Here is a 22,266-nt window from a genome sequence, read left to right on the forward strand (position 1 = left end):
CCCCCCCCCCACACCCGGCACAGCGGAGCATCGCCTCCGCTGGCGCTCCGGCGATCCACGTCTCAGTAGTAGCTCTCCGGGTAGACCCACACGCCGGCCCCCGTGCCCGGATCGATCTGCCACAGGAAGTCCATCGCGGCGTTGGTGAGGCGGATGCAGCCGGCGGAGGCGTGGTGGGCCGGAACGCTGCTGGAGCCGTGGATGGCGATGCCACGGGAGTCGTCGTAGTACTTCGGTCGCCAGAGCCTGCCGCGCGCGGCCTCCCGCACCCCGTCGATCTGGCGCGTCACCCGGTGGCGGCCGGTGGTGGTGTCGGCGCGGAAGGTGGCGCCCTCGAACTCGTAGACGCGCCCGTGGCCGGCGGAGGTGTTCATGATGTAGGCGACGCTGCCGTCGGCGACCACCATGAGGATCCCGCGCGCGAGGTCGACCTCGTACACGAGCCCGGTGGTGGTGCGCGGCGTCGGCGGCGCCGGCCCGGATTCCAGCACGCCGCGCGTGACCGGCCCGTAGACCCCGTCGGGGGTCAACCCGTGGGTCTTCTGCACAGCCATGACCGCCTGGTGGGTCAGCGTCCCGTAGACCCCGTCCACGGGCCCGACCCAGAAGCGGTTCGCGCCCAGCAGCTCCTGGAGGCGGATGACCTCCCCGCCCTGGTCGCCGAGGGACAGCGTCGACCGGGGACGGTCCAGCGTGAGGCTGCGCTCGACATGTCGCCAGGACTGGCCGTCGGTGGCAGCCACCACGATCCGGACGTCGTGCACCGACCCCGGGGTCACCGTGGCCGGCAGGTCCGTGACGGTGTAGACGAGGGTGTGCGGGAAGTCCCCGGTGGCCAGGGTGCCGGCAGCCTCGTGGTCCCCGACCGTGACGTGCACCGCCGACGCGGCCAGGTCGAGGTCGCGATCGAAGGTCAGCACCACCTCGTCGAGGCTCGCCACCCGAGCGCCGCCCGGGGCCACCGCGCGGAGCTCGGGCCCGCCGCCGCTCGCAGTCGCCCGCCGCAGGTCGCCCGTCACCGTCGCCCCGAGGGCGTTGCCACCCCCGTAGACCGTTGCGGCGCCGGGCCGGGTCGCCGCCACGTAGGCGGCCGGTGCGGCGGGCAGCGTGGTCGTGTCGGACAGCAGCAGCGGCGCGCCCCGCGCTGCGGCATGCGGGCCGCCGGACAGCGCGTCGGCGAAACCCCGACCGCTGGCGACCGCGATCCCGTCCGGGGCGGGGAAGAACCGGCCCGCCACCGCCGCCGAGGTCGCGTACCGGTCGACCCCCGCGATGCGGCCGACGCCGCCGGCCCCCACGGTGGCCGCCAACGCGTCCACCACCCCCTGGCCGACGACCCCCGCACCGCCCACCACATGGACCTCCCCGACCCCCGCCTGCTCGAGGAAGGTGCGCGTCTCCTCGGGCAGGGCGTCACGGCGGGTGAGCAGGATGGGGGAGCCGTCGCGGGCGGCGGCGCTCGACGCGCTCACCGCGTCGGCGAAGCCCTCGCCCGACACGACCATGGCCGCATCCGCGTCCGCCAGCCGCTCGGCGATGCGTGCCGCGGTCGCGTAGCGGCTCTGGCCGGCGAGGCGCTCGACGCGGAAGCCGCGCGCCTCGACGTCTGCACGGACCGCGTCCGACAGCGCCGCGCCGCCGCCCAGCAGGTAGACCGTGGCACCGGCCGGCAGCACGCGCTCCAGCTCGGCGGCGGACGGCCCGCTCAGCTCGTCGCGGGCGGTCAGCAGCATCGGTGCCGACGTGGCGGCGGCCAACGGCCCACCCGCCAGGGCGTCGGGGTAGTCGTCGGCGCGCGCCAGGACGGCCGCCTCGGCGCTGGCGGCCTCGGGGAAGCGGGCCCGGCTGACCGCCACGGCCGTCTCCATCCGCCCGCTGCCCGCCAGGCGGGTGACGGCCAGGTCGCTGCCCCGGAACCGCCACACACGCCGGTCCGCGCCGGCGGTGTTGGCGACCTCCAGCTCCACGGTGTGCCAGCCCGCCGCGGTGTCCACGGTCCCGCCGAGCGTCGGGTGGTCGCCGCCGGGGACGTCCAGCGCCACCTCCTGGCCGTCCACGCGCAGCTGCGCGGACGTCAGGGGCTGGTCGCTGGCGACCAGCGCGGCGACGAGGGTGGCGCCGGGCGCCACGACCGCGCCCGGCGCCGGACGCGGGTTGACGATGCGCGGCGCCTGGGCGTGGGGCAGCGGGTGGGCCTGCGCGGGCGGCGCCGCGGGCACGAGCAGCGCGACGACGATCCCTGCGGCGAGCAGGGCACGGGCCGGCACCGCCACTAGCAGGGCGCCGGCACGACGGCGGTCGGGCGAGGTGTCGTGCAGCGGGCGAGGAGGTAGGCGCGGTGGGCGTCGACGAGCCCCGCCCCCGTGGCGCCGTCGTGGCCGGGCCCGGCCGGCTCGGCCATGGCGCTCTGCCCGGTGGTCACGTCGCGCGCCGAGGCGCGCAGCAGTGCCTTGATGAGGCTCGGCGGCAGCCCCGGCTGGGCCTGGCGCAGCAGGGCGCAGAGCCCGGCGATCTGCGGTGAGGAGGCGCTGGTCCCGCTGATGACCGCCCAGCCGTCGTCGTCGGCGGTCTCGTCGGCGTCGGGGAAGGTCCCGCCGGCCAGGCCGACATCGATCTCGCAGCCGGGCTGGACCGGCAGCAGGATGTAGATCCCGGCGGGCTGCATGCCCACGAGCCCGCAGACGTCGGGGACGTGGCGGCCCGGGTAGATGAGGCTGTCGAAGCTGCTGGCGTAGTCGGCCGCTTCCAGGTCGAAGTCGTCGCCGCTCAAGGTGTCGCGCGCGTGGACGCCGCCGACGCTGATGACGTCGGGCATCATGCCGGGGAACGCGACGTGGCCGTTGCCCGCGGAGAAGCACACGGCGATGCCGCGTTCGCCCACCGCTTCGGCGACCGCGGCCTCCAGCGGCTTCAAGTGGTTCGGCAGCTCGGTCTCCCCGGGCAGGTGGTAGCCCCAGCTGTTGGTGAGGACCGCGGGGTGCAGGTCGGAGGCCGTCTTGAAGGCCAGCGTCGCGTTGCCGCCCATCTTGACGCCGATGAAGTCGATGTCGGGGGCGACGGCGAAGATGTTGGCCGCCTCGGCCGTGCCGTGACCGTTCTCGTCCAGCTCGACATGCACGGCGTCGGGCGCGAGCGTGGCCTGGTAGCGGTAGCCGTGCCAGTCGTAGAAGGGATGGCGGTAGAAGCCGGTGTCGGTCATCGCGACCAGCACGCCGTCGCCGGTGACGCCCGCCTGGTGCACCGGCGTGGCCCGCAGGATCATGGCGACGTCGGCGGGCACGCGCAGGTGGTGGTAGCCGACGCGGGGCGGCAGGGGCGAGGCGAAGAACGTCGGGGGCAGCTGCGGGTACGCCCGCTCCACCAGGCCCTGCAGGGTCGGGGGGATGGTGAAGGGCACGTCGGCCACGTGGGACAGGAAGGCCAGCTCCCCCGCCCCGGGGCGATCGGCGCTGACCGGCTGCGAGCGCCGCTCGACGCGCGTGCCGAACGTCTCCTCCCACGTCTGCTGCGCCACGTCTCCGCTGACGGAGAAGGTCCCCAGGTGGCGCACGGTGAAGCCGAGGCGCTGCAGCTCGGCGGCGGTCTGCGCGACCCGGCCGCGCGACGGCCGGTACTGGGCCAGCTCCTCGTGCTCCAGCGCCGCGCTGCCGGTGAAGATCGACGCGCCGGACTGGCTTTGCACGACGGCCTCGAAGTACACGCGGTCAGGGTCTTCAAGCATCGCGATCTCCCAAGCTACAGGTGGACAGGCGTGTCACGGTTCAGTGCAGGTCGGGCGGCTCGACGAACGCCACGTCGGCGATCAGCTCGGCGAGATCGGTGGGCACGTGCACCGACCCCGGCTCCGCCCGCAGGTCGGTGACGTCTCGGGCGATCTCGGGCTGCACGACCGTCGTGCGCGGGGCGAAGGCCACGCCGAACGTGGTCTCCCAGGTGCCGCGGGGCGCCTGGACGCTGATGGAGCGGCCCACGTGCAGCACCCGGAAGCCGCGTTGCGCCAGGGCCTTGGCCGCCCGGCCGGCATGCCCCGGGTCCGCGGGCACCACCTCGGCCGCGATCCCCTCTTCGGCCATCCCGCCTCCTCGGCCGGTTGCTCCCCCTCGTGCGTGGGCACAAACGATACGCCTGCCGGCTGCCGCAGGCCAGCATGTCCGGCGGCGTTCACGGGGCCGACAGGTCCACCCGGCGCAGGAGCTGGGCGTTCAGGGCCACGATGACCGTGGACAGGCTCATGAGCACCGCTCCCACGGCCATGGGCAGGACGAACCCGGCCCAGGCCAGCGCCCCGGCCGCCAGGGGGATCGCGACGGCGTTGTATCCGACGGCCCACCAGAGGTTCTGCAGCATCTTGCGGTAGCTCGCACGGGACAGGTCGATGATGGCGCACGGCCCGCGGGTCGTTGCCGGCGAGCACGATGCCGGCGGACTCCATGGCGACGTCGGTGCCGGCCCCGATGGCGATGCCCACGTCGGCGCGGGCCAGGGCGGGCGCGTCGTTGACCCCGTCGCCGACCATCACCACGCGCTCGCCCCTGGCCTGCAGGTCGGCGACGGTGGCGTCCTTGTCCTCGGGCAGGACCTCGGCGAAGACCTCGTCGATGCCGAGGTCGGTGGCGACCGCGTCGGCGACCTGGCGCGCGTCCCCGGTGACCATGGCGACGTGCAGGCCCCGGGCGTGCAACCGCGTCACCGCCGAGCGCGACTCCTGGCGAACCTGGTCCTCCAGCGCGAACGCGCCCACCACATCACCGTCGCGCACGGCGTAGAGCACCGCCGCACCCCGCCGGGTCCACTGCTCGACGGGCTCCTCGAGCGCCGCGGGCGGGGTCAGGTCCTGCTCGCGCAGGAGGGCGGGTCCGCCCACGGCGACGCTGGCTCCCCCGACCTGCGCCTGGACCCCCCGGCCGGTGATGGAGCGGAACCCCGTCGCCGACGGGACCGCGACGCCGCGCGCACGAGCCGCGGCGACGACCGCCCGGGCCAACGGGTGCTCGCTGTCGGCCTCGACCGCGGCGGCCTGGCCGAGCACCGTGTCCTCGTCGCTGTCCACGGCGGCCGCCCCGCCATGGTCACGGCCGCCGACACCAGCGCGACGGAGAACAACAGCGCGGCGGCGCGGTCGGCCAGCGCCTGGGTCCGCGACGTGGAGGTCTGGGCCTCCTCCACCAGGCGCTGGATGCCCGCCAGGGCGGTGTCGTCACCGACCGCGCCCACCTCGACGCGGATGGAGGACCCGCCCACGACGGTGGCGGCGACGACCCGGTCGCCCTCGCCGCGCACCACCGGGTTGGACTCCCCCGTGATCATCGACTCGTCGAGCTCGGCGCTGCCCGTGGAGACCGTGCCGTCGGCGGGGACGCGGGCCCCGGGGCGCACGAGCACCACGTCGCCGACCGCCAGCTCCGCGATCGCGACCGTCTCGACCTCGCCGTCGGGGCCCACCCGCTCGGCCTCGTCGGGCAGCAGCTCCGCGAGCGCCGCCAGTGCCCCGCGCGCCTGGCCGATGGCCCGCATCTCCAGCCAGTGGCCGAGCATCATGATCGCGATCAGCAGGGACAGCTCCCACCACACCTCGACGGCGAACAGCCCGACGGTGGTCGCCCACGACGCGGCGAACGCCACCGTGATCGCCATGGCGATCAGCAGCATCATCCCGGGCCGGCGTGCCCTGGCCTCCTGCAGACCCCCGACCAGGAACGGCCGGCCCCCGTACAGGAAGATGGCCGTGCCGAGCACCGGTGACAGCCACTCGTGACCGGGGAACGCCCACACCTGGTAGCCGAACCAGTGGCGCAGGTGCTCGGAGTAGTACACGACCGGCAGGGTCAGGACCAGGGTCAGCCAGAACCGGTCCCGGAACATCGCGGCGTGGTCGCCGTGCCCACCGTGACCCCCGTGCTCCGCCTGCCCACCGGGCTCACCGTACCCGCCGTGGTCGCCGTGCGGCGTGCGCGCCTCCACCCGGGCGCTACCCGTCTGGTGCTCCATGACGCTTCCCTTCCCTGCACGTGGCTCACGAGCGGACGAGCCGCTCGATCGCCTTGATCGCTTCGGTGACCATCTCGTCGGCGCGCTGCCCGTCGTCCTGCCCGACGGCGTCTGCGACGCAGTGGCGCACGTGCTCGTCGAGGAGGCCGATCCCGACGGACTGCAGCGCCTTGGTCACCGAGGCGACCTGGGTCAGCACGTCGATGCAGTAGGCGTCCTCCTCGACCATCCGCTGCAGACCGCGCACCTGGCCCTCGATGCGCCGCAGCCTGCGGTGGTAGAAGCCCGTTAGCCTGTGGTCGATGCCCCCAGCCCGCCCGACAGCCGCCGAGCGCCCGCGCGCCTGGGTCAGCTGGAGCAGCGGCAAGGACAGCACGTTTGCCCTGCACACCCTGCGCGAGCAGGCGGCGACCGAGGTCGTGGGCCTGCTGACGACGGTGAACGCGGATGCCGACCGGGTGGCGATGCACGCCGTGCGCCGCGCGCTGCTCGAGACCCAGGCCGAGCGCGTCGGGCTGCCACTGCACACCGTGGAGCTGCCCTTCCCGTGCCCCAACGACGTGTACGAGACGCGGATGGCCGCGGCGATGGGCACCGCCACCGCCGAGGGCGTCGAGCAGGTCGCCTTCGGTGACCTCCACCTCGCCGACGTCCGCGCGTACCGCGAGCAGATGCTGGCCGGCTCGGGGGTGACCGGGGTGTTCCCGCTGTGGCAACGACCGACCGCCGAGCTGGCCGCGGAGATGCTCGCCGCGGGTCTGCGCGCGGTGCTCACCTGCGTCGACCCGGCGCAGCTGCCCGCGTCCTTCGCGGGACGCCGGTACGACGCCCGGCTCCTCGCCGACCTGCCAGCCGGCGTGGACCCGTGCGGGGAGAACGGCGAGTTCCACACCTTCGTCTGGGACGGGCCGGGCTTCTCCGCCCCGATCCCGATCGAGATCGGCCGGGTCGTCGAGCGCGACGGCTTCGTGTACTGCGACGTGCGTCATGACGCCACCGGGTAGGGTGCCGACACTTTCCGATCGAGCATGGAGGCCCCCGTGGCAGACAACACCTTCAAGGTCACCGAGATCGTCGGCACGTCCACCGACAGCGTCGCCCAGGCGATCCGCAACGGCGTGGACACCGCGGCGCAGACCCTTCGCAACCTCGACTGGTTCGAGGTCACCGAGATCCGCGGCCACATCGAGGACGGCGCGGTGGGCCACTTCCAGGTGGGCATGAAAGTCGGTTTCCGTCTGGAGTGAGCCGCCATCCGCGGTCGGGTCGGCACCGAACTCCTCAAGCCGGGCGACCAACGTGCCGACACCATCAGCACCTGGCGCCCGCTCCAGGCCCCGACGCGCGGAGGTACCCCGCTCATGAGCACGACCCACACGACCACGACCCCCGCCGTGACCGCCCGGGGCACGAACGGGCAGATCACCGTCGAGGACGACCGGATCATGGTCCGCAAGGGCCTGCTGACCCGTCGCAGCGGTCTGCGCGGCGAGCGGTTCCTGTCGCCGAGCGCCATCGCCGCCGTGCGTCTGCAGCCCGCGACCGACCAGCGCGCCGGCCACCTGGAGCTGGTCCTGCACGGTGAGGACCCCGACGACCCCGACCGGCCTGGCGCCGGTGAGCTGACCATCACCTTCGCCCCGGCGTCGGCGCCGAGCTTCGAGCAGGCCCGGGCCCGTCTGGCGGCGCTGTTGTAGGCCGTTGACCGCGCCAAGCTGGCGTCGGCGCTGACCCCGCAGGACCGGCCGTGCGGCCTGGTCCATCGGGTCGGCGACGCGGTCGGGGACGTGGGGACTATGCTCTCTGCGCACCGTTGCCATGGGAGGCGCGATGACCGACACCGTTCCGTCCTGGCCCGACGCCGCGGGAAGGCCGGACACGGGGACGACCGGCTGGTCGCCGCGTGGGGCGACGCCGGCAGCGCCACCGCACCCGACGACCCGGCGCCGGCCGCGCCGGTCCCCGACGGCCCGGTCGCGGGCTTCCACAAAGCCCACCGGGTGGTGACCCGGGTGGGGCGCGAGGAGCTGCGCGCCGGCCGGGAGCGCACGCGTCGCCCGGATTCGGCATGATCGGGGCGTGGGAGAGCTCACCGAGGAACAGCGTGCAGCCCTGCGACGGCACGTCGCCGACGAGCAGGCGCGCGCAGCGGAGCGGGTGGCGGCGCTGCAGCGCCAGTGGGACGACCTGGTGATCGCGTCCGCCGAGTCGGTGCGCGACGACGAGCACGACCCGGAAGGCTCCACCATCGCCTACGAGCGCGCGCAGGTCGGGACCCTGCTCGACGACGCCCGTGCACAGCAGGCGGCGCTCGACCGCGCCGCGCAGCGCTTGCCCGAGCCCGACGCCGACCGGTGCGACGCCTGTGGGGCCCCGATCGGCTTCGAGCGGCTGCTCGCCCGTCCGAGCGTCACGACCTGCGTGCACTGCGCGCGGGCCCGCTTGTGAGGGCCGGCCCACCCCGGCCGGGCGGGTCGGTCAGCGCCGCCAGGTCCACCAGAAGCTCAGCGCGAAGTTGATCCCGGCGCCCACGCCGATGCCGACCATCTGCGCGGCGAGCGGGTGGGCGACTTCCTTGACGGCGTTGGCCACCGTGACGGTGGCCACCAGCCCGGCCAGCGCGGAGACGTTGAACGTCACCAGCCGCCGCCACGCCAGGCGGCGATGGTGGAACGTCCACAGCTCGTTGCCGAGGTAGTTGCACAGGATCGCCGTCTCGGTGGCCATGGCGGAGGAGCGCAGGAAGCCCAGACCGAGCTCGCCGTGCAGCACGTGCAGCACGGCGAGGTTGACCAGGACCCCGGTGGCACCGACCAGCGCGTAGCGCCATGACGCGCTGTAGACCGACGGCTTCAGCGCCCCTGCCGACAGGGCCGCTGCGGCAGCGGCGGCCCTCGCGGCCGACGTCCCGGCCGGCGGGGGTTGCTCGGTGCGCGCGGGTCGTCTGATCCTGTCGCCCTTCGTCACGGCGAGCGTAGCCGCCGTTCCTCGACGACGGCTTCGAGCTGCTGCACGACCCGGGGTGGATCGGTCACCCCGTGGTGCAACCGCCGCCAGAGGTCCCGTGCGGCGATGCGGAAGGCCCGGTCGTCCACGACGGCGCGGACGGCCTCGGCGATCGTTGCGGCCTTGGCTCCCGGTGGGACGCGCAGGCCAGCGCCGGTGCGGGTGACCCGTGCGGCGTTGTCACGCTGGTCGCGGCCCATGGGCAGGCACACGACCGGCACCCCCGCGGCCAGGGCCTTCACGACCGTGCCGTGCCCGCCGTGGGTCACCACGGCTGCCGCCTGGTCAAGGACCACGCTGTGGGGCGCTGACCGCACGACGCGCACGGACGCCGGGGCGGGCACCGCCGCGGGGTCCACGGCGCGCCCGGTGGTCACGAGCCCGCGCACGGGCAGGGACCCCAGGGCGGCGACGACCCGGCGCAGGGCGGGCAGCTGGTCCTCGGGACCGGAGCTGAGCGAGACCAGGACGAGCGGCTCGTCCCCCGGCGGGGGCTCCCACGGCCCAGCCGCCCACGACGGGTCATCGAGCTGCGGCCCGACGTAGCGGACGTTCTCGGGGACGCGTGCCGGCGCGTCGAAGCTCCTGCTGCTGAGGACGAGCACGCGGTCGAGGCGGTCCAGCTGCGCCCAGACGGTGCCGAGCGCCTCCAGTCCGCGCGTCGCCCGCAGCTGGTTGAGCCTGGGCAGACCCCGGTCCCACAGGCGCACCGCCAGCCGGTCGACCAGCGCGCAGCACAGACGGGCGGGCGGCGTGCGCGGCGCCTGCCACCCGGTGCCGAACGGGGGGCTGCCGGCGGCGGGCAGCGGGTAGATGGTCGGGACGAGGGCGGCGCAGGGCACGGCCGCGGCCTCGGCGGCGACGTGGGCGCCGAGCAGGAGGACGTCAGCGACCACGACGTCGGGCGCCAGGTCGTCCAGCGCCTCGGCGACGTCGGCGGCGAACCGGTCGGCCGGGTCGATGACCAACCGCTCGCGCAGCCGTCGTATCCACCCGAACGGCGGGCGGGCGTCCCAGTCGGCGACGGGGTCGTCACCCCGTTCCCGCGTGGCGCGGGCGGGGGCCCGATCCCAGGCCCGGAAGGCCGCACCGATCGCGCGCGCGTCCTCGGCGATGGGCGGGTCGGCGAGCACGGTGACCCGATGGCCGCGCTCAACCAGCCCGCGGGCGACAGCCAGCCCGGCGGTGACCCTCCCCGCCTCGTCCCACAGGGCCACCAGGTAGTGGTGGGACGGGGGCGTCATGGGGTGCTCAGCCACGCAGCCGCAGCCTCGGGGTGCAGCAGGAACCAGCCGGCAGCCAGCGGCACCACCTGGCCGGCCAGCACGGTCGCGCCCAGCACGACGATCAACACCCGGCTGAGGTCCAGCCGGCGCCCGATCCGGTCGTCGCTGCCGCCGACGAGGTCGCCCGCCTCAACCGCGGTCGCGGAGTAGTCTCCCAGGAGCACCAGCGCGGACCCCAGCGCCTCGTGCACGGTGACCAGGTCGTCGGCGACCGCCTCGGTGCCCGACCGGACCGCTCCGAGGCTGGCCCGGCCCTCGTGCATGAGCGCCGCCTGCTGCCGCAGCTGGTCGGACAGCCCCGCCATCTCCGCCTGCAGCGAGCGCAACGAGTCGTCGAAGGGCTCCTGCGGGCTGTACCCGGGCCCGAACGGCACGGCGCTGAGTGCCGTCAGGGTGCGGTCGATCACGGTGCTCGCGTTGATGAGCGCTGGAAGCGCGCGCTCGAAGGCCTCGACGCTGCCCGCGACCTGGTGCTCGCTGATGTCGGCGGTGGCGCCGAGCAGGGCCTCCGCGTCCGCGAAAGCCCGCTCCAGGTCACGGATCGTCGCCTCCGTCTGCTGGAGGCCGTCCTCGAGGACGGCGGTGGTGTCCTCGGCCAGCTCGACGGACGAGCTGATCGCCTCCACCGCCTCGGCGGTGAGCCCGAGGCTGCCCTTCAGCGCCCCGTCCAGCTCGGCCAGCAGGGCCAGTCCGACGACGCTGCCGACGATGCTGACCGCCACGCCGACGCCGCCGACCCCGAGCAAGACCCGGCCGGCCACCGTTCGACTCACCACGATCGCTTCCCTTCACCCGTCATGGACGGCCCCAACATATGCTGCTCGGATGGAACCGGTGGTTCGTGCTCGGGGACTCACCCAGCAGTACGGTGATCAGGTCGCGGTGCGCGAGCTGGACCTGGACGTGCCCGGGAGCACGATCGTGGGGGTGGTCGGGCCGAGCGGGTCGGGCAAGACCACGACCGTGCGCATGCTGCTCGGCGCCGAGGTCCCGAGCGCGGGCGAGGTCCTGGTGTTCGGGCAGACGCCGTGGACGTTCGACTCGGCCCAGCGCGAGCGGATCGGGTACATGCCGCAGCTGTCGGTGCTGTACCCGCACCTGTCGGTGCAGGAGAACCTGAAGTTCGTCGCATCGGTGTACGGGCTGCCCCTACGGCGTCGGCGGCGACTGGCCGAAGTCCTCGACTTCGTCGAGCTCACCGAGCACCGCCGCAAGCTCCTGCGGCAGACCTCCGGGGGAATGCAGCGGCGGCTCGCGCTGGCCGCGACGCTCCTGCACGAGCCCGAGCTGCTGTTCATGGACGAGCCGACCGCCGGGATCGGCCCGATCCAGCGGCGCAAGTTCTGGGACCACTTCCAGTCCCTGAAGGAGGCGGGGCGAACCCTCGTGGTCACCACCCAGTACGTCAGCGAGGCGTCCTACTGCGACCTCGTGGCGGTGCTCGTCGACGGCCGGCTGATCGCCTTCGATCCCCCCGACGCGCTGCGGCAACAGGCGTTCGGCGGCGAGGTCGTCACGCTCACCGGGACCGACCCGTTCGATCCCCTCCTGATCAGGCAGCTGCACGAGCTGGAGTCGGTGCGCACGGTGACCCAGGAGGGGGACGACGGGCGCAGCCTGCGCGTCGTCGTCGACGAGGCGGGCAGGGCGATCCCCCGGCTGCAGGACTGGTTCACCGGCCGCGACGCCCAGCTGGTGTCGATCAGCCAGGACCACCCGCCGTTCGACGAGGTCTTCGTGCGTTTGGTGGAGCAGTCCTCGCATGCGTAGAGCGATGCGCTCGGTGGTGCGCATGTCGGCGTTCCTGCGCAAGGAGCTGGTGGAGACGCTGCGCCAGCCGCGGCTGGTCGCCGCCCTGGTGCTGGCGCCGTTCCTGATCCTGCTGGTGTTCGGTGCCGGCCTGAAGGACCACGATCCCGCCGTGGCGACGGTGTTCGTCGTCCCGGAGGGGGACGCGCTCGCCGACCAGATCGAGCGCTTCGCCACCGAGCCGTCATGGCGCCTGGACGTGGAGGCGGTCACGCCCGACCGTGCCCAGGCGCTCGCCCGACTCCAACGCGGCGACCTGGACGTGGTGATCGAGTTCCCCGCCGACGCGGAGGAGACGGTGCGCGAGGACCGCCAGGCCACGGTCACCATCTACCACAACGTGCTGGACCCGATCGAGAGCCGGGCGCTGGGACTGGCCACGCGCGCGGCGGTCGATCGCCTCAACCGGCTGGTGCTCCGCAGCTGGGTGGCCGAAGGCCAGGAGCGTGCCGGCGACATGGACGCGCGCCTGGCGGTGGCCCGTGACCGGGTCGACGCGATCGAGCGGGCCATCGGGCTGGACGAGGAGGCCGACGCCGCCGAGCAGCTGGCGCTGCTCCAGGGCGATGTCGCCGCCCTGTCCCTGGGGCTCGCCCTGCTCGGGCAGGCGGGCCCGGCCGAGCTGGTCGGCGAGAGCCCCCTCGACGAGCAGTCGGTCGGCAGGGTCCTGGCCGACCTGGAGGAGGCGCTGGACGAGGTCGACGCCGCGACCGCCGCCGAGAGCGGGGAGTTCGTCGACATCGCCCAGGACCTCCTGCGGCTCGACCGCGCCCTCGCCGAGTTCCAGACGCTCAGCCCCGAGACCATCGTCGACCCCTTCCGCGGCAGCCTGCGGCGCGTGGCCACCGTGCCGGTGGGCCTCGCCGACTTCTTCGCGCCCGGGGTCCTCGTCCTGCTGCTGCAGCACATGCTGGTGACGCTCGTCGGCCTGTCGGTGGTGCGCGACGAGCAGCTCGGCACGACCGAGCTGTTCCGCGTGTCGCCGCTGTCCGCCGGCGAGGTGCTGATCGGCAAGTACCTGGCCTACCTGCTGCTGAGCGGGACGGTGGCGGCGCTGCTCATCCTGCTCATGGTCAACGTGCTCGGCGTGCCGCTCGCCGGCTCCGTAGCGTTGCTGGTGGCGAGCCTGGCCGCGGTCATGTTCACCTCCATCGGCATGGGGTTCCTCGTCGCCCTGCTGTCGCGCACCGACAGCCAGGCGGTGCAGTACGCGATGCTGCTGCTGCTCGCGAGCATCTTCCTCACCGGCTTCCTGGTCAGCCTGGAGCGGGTCGTGCCGGCGGTGCAGGCGGCGGCGTGGGCGCTGCCCCCCACCTACGGGATCGCGCTGCTGCGTGACGTCATGCTGGGCGGCACGCCCCTGCAACCGCGGGTGTTCCTCGGGCTGGTCGGCATCGGCGCCGGGCTGCTGGCGATCGGCTGGTGGCTGCTGCGCCGCCGCCTGGCGCCGGCCGGTGGCCGCAGCCTGCCGCGCCCCCTGCCCACCACCGACGACGCCGACGCGCCGTCGATCGGTGTGACGACCGGCTGAGCCTCAGCGCCCACCCACGCGCGGTAGCCACCCGGCCGCTTCGATGCGGTCGCCTCCGGCCGCCTTCACGCGGCGCAGCGCATCTTCGGCCGCCGCCACCGCGATGTCGTACCCGCGCTGATCGACGGTGGCGACGCCTGCGGAGAACGTGATCGCGCTGGGCCGTTCCGCGTGCCATCGCTCGGCCAGTCGCTGCATCGCGGTGATCGCCGAGGCGACCGGGGTGGCGGGGAGCACGGCGACGACCGTCTCGTCCCCGGACGGCCCGCAGCTGTCGGACCCCCGGATGCCGTTGCGCAGGGTCGTGCTGAACGCGTCCCGGACCGCGTCGTCGGCATCGCGCCCGTCGGTGTCGATGGTCTCCTCGACGCCATCCAACGCGAGCACGATCACGGCGTCACCGACGGTGGCCCCGTGCCCGTCGAGGTGCCGCCGCGCGTCGGTGGCGCCGGCGGCACCAGACGACCCGTTCGCCGGTCGGTGCGAGACGGCCGGCAGGAGGGGACCGGCGCCGAGGTCGAGCTCGTCGAGGCTGGCGGGCCGAGCGATCAGGTAGCCCTGGCCGAAGGCCGCTCCGAGCGCTCTCAGGCTGGCGAGCTCATCGGCCTGCTCGATGCCCTCGGCGATCACCATGGCTCGGGTCTCGGTGGCGAAGGTGATGAGCGCCGAGGTCATCGCCCGGCGGGCGCGGTCGACGTGGAGATCACGGATGAGGGTGATGTCGATCTTGATGAGGTCGGCGTCCAGCAGGAGGATGTGGCGCAGGCTGGCGAAGCCCGCGCCGGCATCGTCCACGGCCAACCGCATGCCGCGGGCGCGCAACGGTGCGAGGACGTCGCGCAGGCGCTGGTAGTCGTGGATCGCTGCGTGCTCGGTGAGCTCCAGCACGAGCCGGCCGAGGGCGCTGGGCGGCACGTCGTCCCAGAAACCCGGCTCCATGACGACCGCCGGCGACAGGTTCACCGACAGGTACGCGCCCTCGGGAAGGCGATCCAGAGCGGGCAGCGCGGCGCCGAACGCGGCGCGCTCGAGGGGGGAACCCAGACCGAGCTGGGCCGCCTCGGCGAACCAGACATCCGGCGTCTGCGGCGGTTGGCCGCCGAACCGGGCGAGCGCTTCGACGCCAGCGAGTCGTCCACTGCTGAGGTCGACGATCGGCTGGAAGACCATGCGCAGGTCACCGTCGATGGCCGCCTCGATGCGCTCCACGCCCCGCCGGCGGTCGGCAGCGTGGCGTTCATCGAGGCGCAGACGCGTGCCGAGCTCCTGCACGAGCTCGGCCGACGCCATGGGTGACAGCATGGACAATCCCTGACCGGCCTGGCGCACGGCGGCGATGATCTCAGCCGGCGGTGACCCCTTCGTCACGTAGCCCGTCGCGCCGGCGCCCAGCATCTCGAGCACCGACGACCGATCCTCGTAGGCGGAGAAGGCGACCACCCTGGTCTCGGGGTGGCGCCCGCGGATGGTCCGGGTCGCGGTGATGCCGCCTCCCGGCATCTTCACGTCCATGACCACGACGTCGGGCGTGAGGGCCGCGCACTGCGCGATCACCTCGGTCGCGTCGCTCGCGGTGCCCACCACCTCGATGGCCGGGTCGGTGGCCAGCAGGTCGCAGAGTGCGGTGCGGACCTGGGGCAGGTCGTCGGCCACGACCACGCGTAGCCGCGTCATGGCGCGGCGGTGGTCGGTTCGGGGCAGGGCACCCACGCGGAGACGGTGGTGCCGTGTCCGGGCGTGCTGGCGATCGTCGTGGTGCCCCCGGCGGCCTCCGCCCGCTCGACCATGGTGCTCGTCCCGATGTGGTGCGGTCCGATGTCGGCCAGGCCCTGCGGGTCGAAGCCCCGCCCGTCGTCGCGGACCTCCAGGCGCACCCCCCCGTCGACCTCGGAGACGATCACGTCGAGGAGGGATGCCCGGGCGTGCTTGCGGGTGTTGACGATCGCCTCCACGGCGATGCGGTACAGCACGATGCGCACCTCGACCGCCAGCTCACGGACGCACTCGTCGACGACCTCCCACAGCGGCGGCCCGTCAGTGGTCGCGCCCAGGTACAGGCGCAGCGCCGCGCAGAGCCCGTCGCGGTCGAGCTCCGGGGGACGCAGCTCGAACATCAGGGTCCGCAACCGATCGATGGCGTGGCGCACCGACTCCTCGAGTGGTCCCAGCAGGCGCTGCACGTCGGGGTCGGTCGCCATCCGCTTGAGCCCTTCCAGGCGCATGCCGACCGCGGTCATCACCTGGATGGAGTCGTCGTGGATGTCCTCGCCGATGCGCGCGCGCTCCTCCTCCTGTGCCGCGACGATGCGGGCGAGACCCTTGCGGCGTTGCTCCTCGACCCGCCGCAGCGCGGTGATGTCACGGGTGACACCGAGCACCGCGCCGACGCTCCCGTCGCTGTCGAGCTCGGGGATGAGCAGGGTCTGCCAGTGGACCGTCTGGTGGTCGGCTCCGAAGTCGCTCTGGGTCTCGACCGTGGCCGGCTCTCCGCTGGCGACCACCCCGTCGGCCGCGTCCTCCCAGGCCTTGGTCTGCTCCGGCGGGAACCCGAGCTCGCGGTTGGTCTTGCCGATGAACGCCGCGGGCGCCATCCCCATCCAGGTCTCCGAGCGTGCGTTGATGTAGCGGTACCGGTGGTCCCTGCCGTAGCGGGTGACGAGGTCGGGTAGGTTCTCCGCCAACGTGCGGAACTCCCGTTCACTGCGCGTGAGCGCGGCTTCTGCGGTGAGGCGTTCGATGGCGGCGCCGAGGACGTGCGCCAGGGTCTGCATGAACCGCGCCTGCCCGTCGGAGTACTCCTGGGGGGTCGTGCTGAACGCGCCGAGCGCGCCGAACGGCGCGCCCCTGCCGCCCACCACGACGGTCATCCCGCTGACCATGCCGTGCTCGGTCAGGAACGGTGATCCGAGCGCGCCCTCGGCAGAGAGGTCCGGGACGACCACCGGGGCCTCCTGGGCGAGCGCGGCAGCCGCCATCGACCCGGTGGGAACCCTCGCGGTGCCCACGAGACCGTCGGACCAGCCGACGCCGGCGACCATGACCAGAACGGCCTCGTCGGCGCTCAGCTTGGAGATCGAGGCGGCATCGACCGGCAGCGCGTCGACGATCACCGTCACGGCCAGGTCGAGCAGATCCTCGAGCCGCTCGGTGGTCAGGGCCGCGGCACCGAAGCGCGCGAGGCCGGCCTGCTCCTGCACCCGCGCCTCGAGGGCCCCGGTGGCGGCGATGCGCTCGGTCACGTCGCGGGCGATGCCTTCGACCGCGACGAGGCTCCCGGCGTCGTCGTGGAGGGGCACGAGGTTGTGCTCGATCCAGCGCACCGACCCGTCGCGGGCGACCAGGCGGCGGACCGGCTTGGACGCCGGGAGGGCCACCGGGGCGGCAGCGCCGTCCGCCCGGCCGTCGTCGGAGATGGCGCCGAGCTGTCGCACCAGCGCCGGGTCGGCCAGGACCTCGTCGACGGTGTAGCCGGTGAGGGCCTCCACGGATGGGCTGATGTACTCAAGGCCCTCCTGCGTGCCCAGCCGGTAGCGGAAGATCACGTCCGCGGCGTTGTCCACCAGGCGGCGGAACCGCGACTCGCTCTCGGCCAGCGCCCCCGCGGCGTCTCGGGCCTCGAGCCACAGCGCGAGCTGCATCGCCACGGATCGGGCAAGGGCCCGCTCCTGGCTCGGCAAAGGGGGGTGACCGTCCGGGTACCCGATCCGCACCTGTCCGCGCCTGCGCTCGCCGACCACGATCGACATGGTCAACCACTCGCCGGTCTCGTACGGCGCCGCGGTGCCGTACTCGGACCCGTCGATCTCGATGGCTGCCACCGCCAGGTCCGGATGGTGCATCGCGAGGACCAGCGCGACCGTGACGGCCGTGCACATCTCGGCGATGTCGTCCAGGTCGCGCACGGCCCGGCTCACCGCGACCAGGCAGGTGAGCTCCTGCACGCGCTTCTGCTGGTCCCGCCGCAGCTCCTCGTGCTCGGTGACGTCCTGGCAGGTGCCCACCACCGCCACCGGCGCGCCGTCGTCGCCGTAGACCGCCTCGTGGCGGGTCCGCACGTGGCGGATCGTGCCGTCCGGCCGCACGATCCGGTAGCTGACGCTGGCCGCCCCCGTGGTGAACACTTCCTCGATCCCGGCGTCCAGGATGTGGTGATCCTCGGCCGGTACGAGGTCGTAGTACGCCTCGACGGTTCCCGCCCACTGCCCGACCGGCACGCCGTGGATGGCGAACACCTCGTCGGCCAGCCACTCCACACGGTCGGCGACGGGGTCCCATCGCCAGTGCCCGACGTGGGAGATCCGCTGCGCCTCGCGCAGCAGCGCCTCACTGGCCTGCAGCGCCGCACGGCTCTCATGGGCCTCGGTGATGTCGCGGGCGTTGACCACGACGCCGGCGATGGCCGGGTCGTCGAGGCAGTTGGTCCGCACCGACTCGAACGTCCGCCAGCCGCGATCGGCGGTCGGGTAACGCCACACCACCAGCTCGCTGGTCCCAGGCTGGACCGGGGCCGCCACGAACGCCGCCTTGAGGTGTTCGCGATCGTCGGGGTGCACCGGCTGGAACAGGTCCCGGCCGTCCTGCTCGGACCACGGGTAGCCCAGCACGCGCTCCGCCGCAGGGTTGGCGTACCGCAGCGTGCCGGCGGCGTCGATGACGAAGATCAGCTCGCTGGAGCTGTTCACCAGGGTGCGGAACCAGCGCTCACCGGCGGCCTGGCGCTGCTCGACCCGCCGGCGTTCGGTGAGGTCGACGGTGACGCCGATGATGCCGGTCAGCGACCCCTCGTCGTCAAACACCGGCGTGTTCGTCACCTGTGCGGGAAAGCGGTGGCCGTCGCGGCGGCAGACCTCGAACTCGCCCGACCAGGAGTGTCCTGCACGCAGCTCCTCCATGATCTGCTCGGCCTGGGCGGTGGCCTCCTGCGGGACGTTGATCTCGATGACGGAGCGGCCCAGCATCTCCCCGGGCGCCCAGCCGAACAGCCGCTCCGCGGCCTTGTTGGCGTAGGTGACGACCCCCTCGACGTCGGTCGCGATGATCGACTCCCCGGTCGCGTCGAGCAGGCGGGCCTGGAAGGCCAGGGCCGCAGCGGCCGCCTCCTGGCTGTCGGAGGCTCCGGGGTCAGGGGTCGCGGACGTGGTCACGCAGGCCACCCGCTGACTGCTCGGGACGGTATCCCCATCGGTCTGCCAATCAGTGCCGCATCAGTGCGGCAATCGCGGGTCCCCGGGCCGGGGGCCCGGGGGACGGTCGCGCCGTCTGCGGCGAACGCCGCAACTCTCGCATGAGGCGCGGACATGACGCAGGCGCACCGAAACCATGGAACCGCAGGATAACAGCATCACTCGGAAATAGTCATCCGAAGCGGGGCGCAACGCTCGGCTCCCCAACATTCCGTACCCATCGTGATAGGATGGTGATCGCCGTGGCGCCCGCCAGGTCATGGCAGAGCACACCAGGGCACCACGAGAGACGCCTCCTGGCTCGACGCCTCCTCTACGGAGAGGTGAGGCATGGGTGCTGGTCCCGCAGTCCGCTCGGCGAAGGGTGATGCGCCGAGCTCAGGCTCGTCGCCGACCTCGGGGTGCAGATCGGCTTGGACGACTTCGGGACCGGCTACGCCTCGTTGACCCACCTGCGCCGCCTACCGGTCACGTTCGTGAAGATCGACCAGTCCTTCGTCCAGGGCATGGCGACCGACCAGGAAGACGACCAGATCGTCTCAGCCGTCATCGATCTCGCCGCCAACCTCGGCCTGCGCTCCATCGCCGAGGGTGTCGAGACGCAGGCGCAGCGGGAACGCCTCCAGGAGCTCGGCTGCGACCAGGCCCAGGGCTACCTGTTCGCCCGCCCGATACGTGCGGAGGACCTGCCGCAGGCGATCGCCTCCACGGTGCCCCCGACCACCGTGCAGGCCTGACGACCAGCACCGGACATCGGGCCACGGCGCGCCCCTTGACACGGCGTCAGACGAGGCAGATCGTAGTATTCGTTGGAAATGATAGATAGGAGAAGTTCGTGAACGCGCCTCCGTTGGGTGACACGGGGCCGGGTGGCCAGCAGCATCCGGCTCGCTTCGAGGTGCAATCTACGGTTTCGGTGGGCGACAACCGTCAGGTGTCCGACGAAGGCCGGGGCGTGGCCTTGCGCAGCGCCGTGTTCGACGCTGCTCTGGACGCGTTGCTGGTCGCCGACGGCGAACGGCGCTACGTCGATGCGAATGCGGCCGCGTGCGCGCTGCTGGGCAGGACCCGCGACGAGTTGCTGGCGCTGCGGGTGGAGGATGTGAGCCCTATGGGCGCCGACGTGGCGGGCGCTTGGGCGGCGTTCATCGCACAGGGTGAGGCCACGGGGTCCTACACGCTGGTGCGCCCCGACGGGAGCACTGTGCCGGTCGATTTCCGGGCCACCGCGAACGTCACACCGGGTCGCCACCTGTCGGTCTTGCGCGACGTGAGTGAGCGTCGTCGCCTCGAGGGCAGGCTCCAGGCGCTGTTCGATCAGGCGCCGGACATCATCTACCGCTACCGGTTGGAGCCCGAGCCGGGGTTGGAGTTCATCAGTGGCGCGGTGGAGCGGATCACTGGCCACTCCGTCCAAGAGCTCATCGGCGAGCCGATTGCGGGGGGCAGGCTGATCCACCCCGACGACCAGGCCCCGCTCGCGCACGCGCTGGCCGGCCGGGCCGATTCCCAGCCGTTGCTCATCCGGATGAGGGCTCGAGACGCGTCGGTGCGCTGGACCGAGCACCGCGTCGTTGCAACCCACGAGGATGGCCGTCATGTGGCCAGCGAGGGGGTCGCACGGGACGTGACCGATCGTGTCACCGGCGATGCGCTGGCGGCGCGCAGGGCGCGGGAGCAGGCTGTTCTCGTCGAGCTCGGCGAGCTGGCCCTGACCAGCCGGGCCGGCTCCGTGTGCGACGCGGCGTGCGCGCTCGTGGCCGACACCATGGGCGTGGAGGTCGCCGCGGTCGGCCAGTTCGGGGCAGACGTCGAGACTGTCCTGGTACTGGCCGGGGTCGGGCTGCCCGACGGCATGGCCGGTGAGTTGCGGCTGCCGTTGGACGATGGCTCATTGGCCGGACGGGCTTTCCACAGCCGAATGTCGGCTGTCCTGGACAACAGGTTGGACTCGGAGGCTCCTGGAGGCAGCCTCATCCGTGAGTTCGGACTGGTCGACGGGGTCAGTGTGCTCGTCGGCGGGGCGTCCGAGCCGTTCGGTGTGCTGGTGGCCGGCTGCACCTCATCCCGCACGTTCAGCCCGCAGGAGACGACTTTCCTCCAGACTGTGGCCAACGTGTTGGGCGAGGTCGTCGAACGTGATCGGATAAGCGATGAGCGAGACAAGGCCAGCGAGGAGCTTGCGCGGCGGGAGCACGAGTTCCGCACGCTGGCGGAGCACTCGCCGGACATCATCGTGCGGGTGAACCGAGACCTTCGGCTCGCGTACGTCAGCCCCAGCGTTGAACGCATCACCACCAAGGCGGCGAGCAGCTTCATCGGCAGGCCGGTGAGTGATCTCGGACACCCGTCGGAGGTCGGCACGCTGTGGGAGCGCGCTTTGAGGCAGGTGGTGGCCAACCGCGAAGCAACCACGATCGAGTTCACCCTCCAGGGGGCCAACACCCCCGTGCACTACGAGGCGCTGCTCACCCCGGAGTTCGCCGCGGACGGCACGGTCGAGACCGTGCTGTTGATCAGCCATGACGTCACTGAACGGCGCGCCACCGAAACGCTCCGGCGCCGGGCACTGACCCAGGTCCTGGAGGCCCAGGAGGCTGAACGCGCCCACATCGCCGAAGACATCCACGACGATTCCATCCAGGTGATGGTCGTGGTGGGGTTGCGGCTAGAAACGCTCAAGGGTCACTTGTCCGACGAAAAGGCACGCGGGCTGGTCGACCAGCTCGGGCAGACGGTGAGCCGATCGATCGAGCGACTGCGTGCCCTCATGTTCGAGCTACGCCCGCCCGAGCTGAACCGAATCGGCCTGCCCGACACCCTACGGCTGCACCTGGAGACCAACAGCGAGGGCATGCCTTCCTGGGAGGTCACCGACGACCTGCCGTCGCCGCTCCCCCCCAACGCGGTCGGGGTGCTCTACCGCATCGCGCTGGAGGCGTTGGCTAACGTGCGCAAGCACGCACACGCGTCGCTGGTTCGGATCATGCTCGACGAGAGCCGCGGTGGGGTGCGCTTGCGGGTGCACGACGACGGGCTTGGCTTCAACCACGGCGACGCCTCTGCAGACGGCCCGCACCACATCGGGATGGTCGCCATGCGCGAGCGGGCCGAGGGTGCCGGCGGCTGGCTGGACGTCACCAGCGGACCGGGCGAGGGGACAACCGTCACCGCCTGGATCCCCACGCAGCCCCCCACCGGGGGGCGAGTTCGATGACGACGTGGACCCGCTGGCTTTCGGGGTCACCTGCAGGTCGTGGAGAGTTGTGGCAGGCCCTCGGTGCCGTGGGCCGCGAGGGGCGCCTCACCCCGCTCGGCTGGCGGCGCCGGCGGCGGTAGCCGGGGCCGGCGCTGTCGACCCGTCGCACCGGGTCATGGCTGACGGGCATGTCCGCTGGGCGCGCGTCCTCTAGTCGTGGTGGTGCGTGCCCCACCCGATGTGCACGTGGCCCATGTGCATCGC

At 73.0% G+C, this 22,266-nt stretch carries 18 protein-coding genes and 1 pseudogene; 8 read left to right on the forward strand and 11 right to left on the reverse strand.

Annotated features, from left to right (window positions below; all coding sequences use genetic code 11):
* Positions 1–62 precede the first annotated feature (62 nt).
* From WD250_13795 to WD250_13820, 6 genes are all read right to left on the reverse strand, one after another.
* Entirely contained in the window at positions 63–2,267 is a 2,205-nt protein-coding gene (locus WD250_13795; GenBank protein ID MEX2621282.1) for a cell wall-binding repeat-containing protein, read from the reverse strand.
* A 5-nt stretch (positions 2,268–2,272) separates the two neighbouring features.
* Positions 2,273–3,721, reverse strand: a complete 1,449-nt coding sequence (locus WD250_13800; protein ID MEX2621283.1) for a S8 family serine peptidase — start codon at positions 3,719–3,721, stop codon at positions 2,273–2,275.
* A gap of 40 nt (positions 3,722–3,761) precedes the next feature.
* The gene (locus WD250_13805; GenBank protein ID MEX2621284.1) at positions 3,762–4,073 is read right to left on the reverse strand and encodes a hypothetical protein; all 312 of its coding nucleotides are present in this window, start codon (positions 4,071–4,073) and stop codon (positions 3,762–3,764) included.
* An 88-nt stretch (positions 4,074–4,161) separates the two neighbouring features.
* Positions 4,162–4,347 carry a hypothetical protein gene (locus tag WD250_13810; protein MEX2621285.1) on the reverse strand — a complete coding sequence of 62 codons (186 nt, stop codon included), beginning with the start codon at positions 4,345–4,347 and terminating at the stop codon, positions 4,162–4,164.
* Between the two features lie 480 nt (positions 4,348–4,827).
* Positions 4,828–5,988, reverse strand: a complete 1,161-nt coding sequence (locus WD250_13815) for a hypothetical protein (protein MEX2621286.1) — start codon at positions 5,986–5,988, stop codon at positions 4,828–4,830.
* A gap of 25 nt (positions 5,989–6,013) precedes the next feature.
* Complete coding sequence (locus WD250_13820) at positions 6,014–6,292, reverse strand: metal-sensitive transcriptional regulator (GenBank protein MEX2621287.1); 279 nt, start codon at positions 6,290–6,292, stop codon at positions 6,014–6,016.
* On the opposite strand from WD250_13820, the gene WD250_13825 reads away from it, so the two are divergent.
* The 4 genes from WD250_13825 (at position 6,291) to WD250_13840 (ending at position 8,436) form a co-directional block, all read left to right on the forward strand.
* Entirely contained in the window at positions 6,291–6,992 is a 702-nt protein-coding gene (locus WD250_13825) for a hypothetical protein (GenBank protein ID MEX2621288.1), read from the forward strand. The two genes, WD250_13820 and WD250_13825, sit on opposite strands and share 2 nt — an antisense overlap.
* 36 nt (positions 6,993–7,028) lie before the next feature.
* Positions 7,029–7,235, forward strand: a complete 207-nt coding sequence (locus tag WD250_13830) for a dodecin (protein MEX2621289.1) — start codon at positions 7,029–7,031, stop codon at positions 7,233–7,235.
* A 114-nt stretch (positions 7,236–7,349) separates the two neighbouring features.
* Positions 7,350–7,685: a hypothetical protein gene (locus tag WD250_13835; GenBank protein MEX2621290.1), complete on the forward strand. Its 336-nt coding sequence runs from the start codon at positions 7,350–7,352 to the stop codon at positions 7,683–7,685.
* Between the two features lie 382 nt (positions 7,686–8,067).
* Positions 8,068–8,436, forward strand: a complete 369-nt coding sequence (locus WD250_13840) for a TraR/DksA C4-type zinc finger protein (GenBank protein ID MEX2621291.1) — start codon at positions 8,068–8,070, stop codon at positions 8,434–8,436.
* 30 nt (positions 8,437–8,466) lie between these two features.
* Here the strand turns inward: WD250_13840 and WD250_13845 are convergent, their stop codons facing one another.
* Genes WD250_13845 through WD250_13855 form a run of 3 tightly spaced genes read right to left on the reverse strand, consistent with a single transcriptional unit; the run spans position 8,467 to position 11,056 of the window.
* Positions 8,467–8,955: a GtrA family protein gene (locus tag WD250_13845; protein ID MEX2621292.1), complete on the reverse strand. Its 489-nt coding sequence runs from the start codon at positions 8,953–8,955 to the stop codon at positions 8,467–8,469.
* A complete protein-coding gene (locus WD250_13850) occupies positions 8,952–10,253 on the reverse strand; it encodes a nucleotide disphospho-sugar-binding domain-containing protein (protein MEX2621293.1) in 1,302 nt (433 codons plus the stop codon). The genes WD250_13845 and WD250_13850 overlap by 4 nt, the downstream gene beginning before the upstream one ends.
* Positions 10,235–11,056, reverse strand: a complete 822-nt coding sequence (locus tag WD250_13855; GenBank protein MEX2621294.1) for a hypothetical protein — start codon at positions 11,054–11,056, stop codon at positions 10,235–10,237. The genes WD250_13850 and WD250_13855 overlap by 19 nt, the downstream gene beginning before the upstream one ends.
* 49 nt (positions 11,057–11,105) lie before the next feature.
* Between WD250_13855 and WD250_13860 the strand changes: the two genes are divergently transcribed.
* Together WD250_13860 and WD250_13865 are read left to right on the forward strand one after the other, a co-directional pair.
* Entirely contained in the window at positions 11,106–12,050 is a 945-nt protein-coding gene (locus tag WD250_13860) for an ABC transporter ATP-binding protein (protein ID MEX2621295.1), read from the forward strand.
* Positions 12,043–13,620, forward strand: coding sequence for an ABC transporter permease (locus WD250_13865; GenBank protein ID MEX2621296.1), 1,578 nt, complete (start codon positions 12,043–12,045; stop codon positions 13,618–13,620). Before WD250_13860 ends, WD250_13865 begins: the two co-directional genes overlap by 8 nt.
* Positions 13,621–13,623: 3 nt before the next feature.
* Here the strand turns inward: WD250_13865 and WD250_13870 are convergent, their stop codons facing one another.
* Together WD250_13870 and WD250_13875 are read right to left on the reverse strand one after the other, a co-directional pair.
* Complete coding sequence (locus WD250_13870) at positions 13,624–15,294, reverse strand: EAL domain-containing protein (GenBank protein MEX2621297.1); 1,671 nt, start codon at positions 15,292–15,294, stop codon at positions 13,624–13,626.
* A complete protein-coding gene (locus WD250_13875; protein MEX2621298.1) occupies positions 15,291–18,764 on the reverse strand; it encodes a PAS domain S-box protein in 3,474 nt (1,157 codons plus the stop codon). The genes WD250_13870 and WD250_13875 overlap by 4 nt, the downstream gene beginning before the upstream one ends.
* Positions 18,765–19,195: 431 nt before the next feature.
* Between WD250_13875 and WD250_13880 the strand changes: the two are divergent.
* Both WD250_13880 and WD250_13885 read left to right on the forward strand, forming a co-directional pair.
* Positions 19,196–19,540 (forward strand): annotated as a pseudogene (locus WD250_13880) (EAL domain-containing protein).
* A gap of 179 nt (positions 19,541–19,719) precedes the next feature.
* The gene (locus tag WD250_13885) at positions 19,720–22,020 is read left to right on the forward strand and encodes a PAS domain-containing protein (protein MEX2621299.1); all 2,301 of its coding nucleotides are present in this window, start codon (positions 19,720–19,722) and stop codon (positions 22,018–22,020) included.
* Positions 22,021–22,266 lie beyond the last annotated feature (246 nt).

The sequence above is a fragment of the Egibacteraceae bacterium genome, assembly GCA_040905805.1.
Classification (GTDB): domain Bacteria; phylum Actinomycetota; class Nitriliruptoria; order Euzebyales; family Egibacteraceae; genus DATLGH01.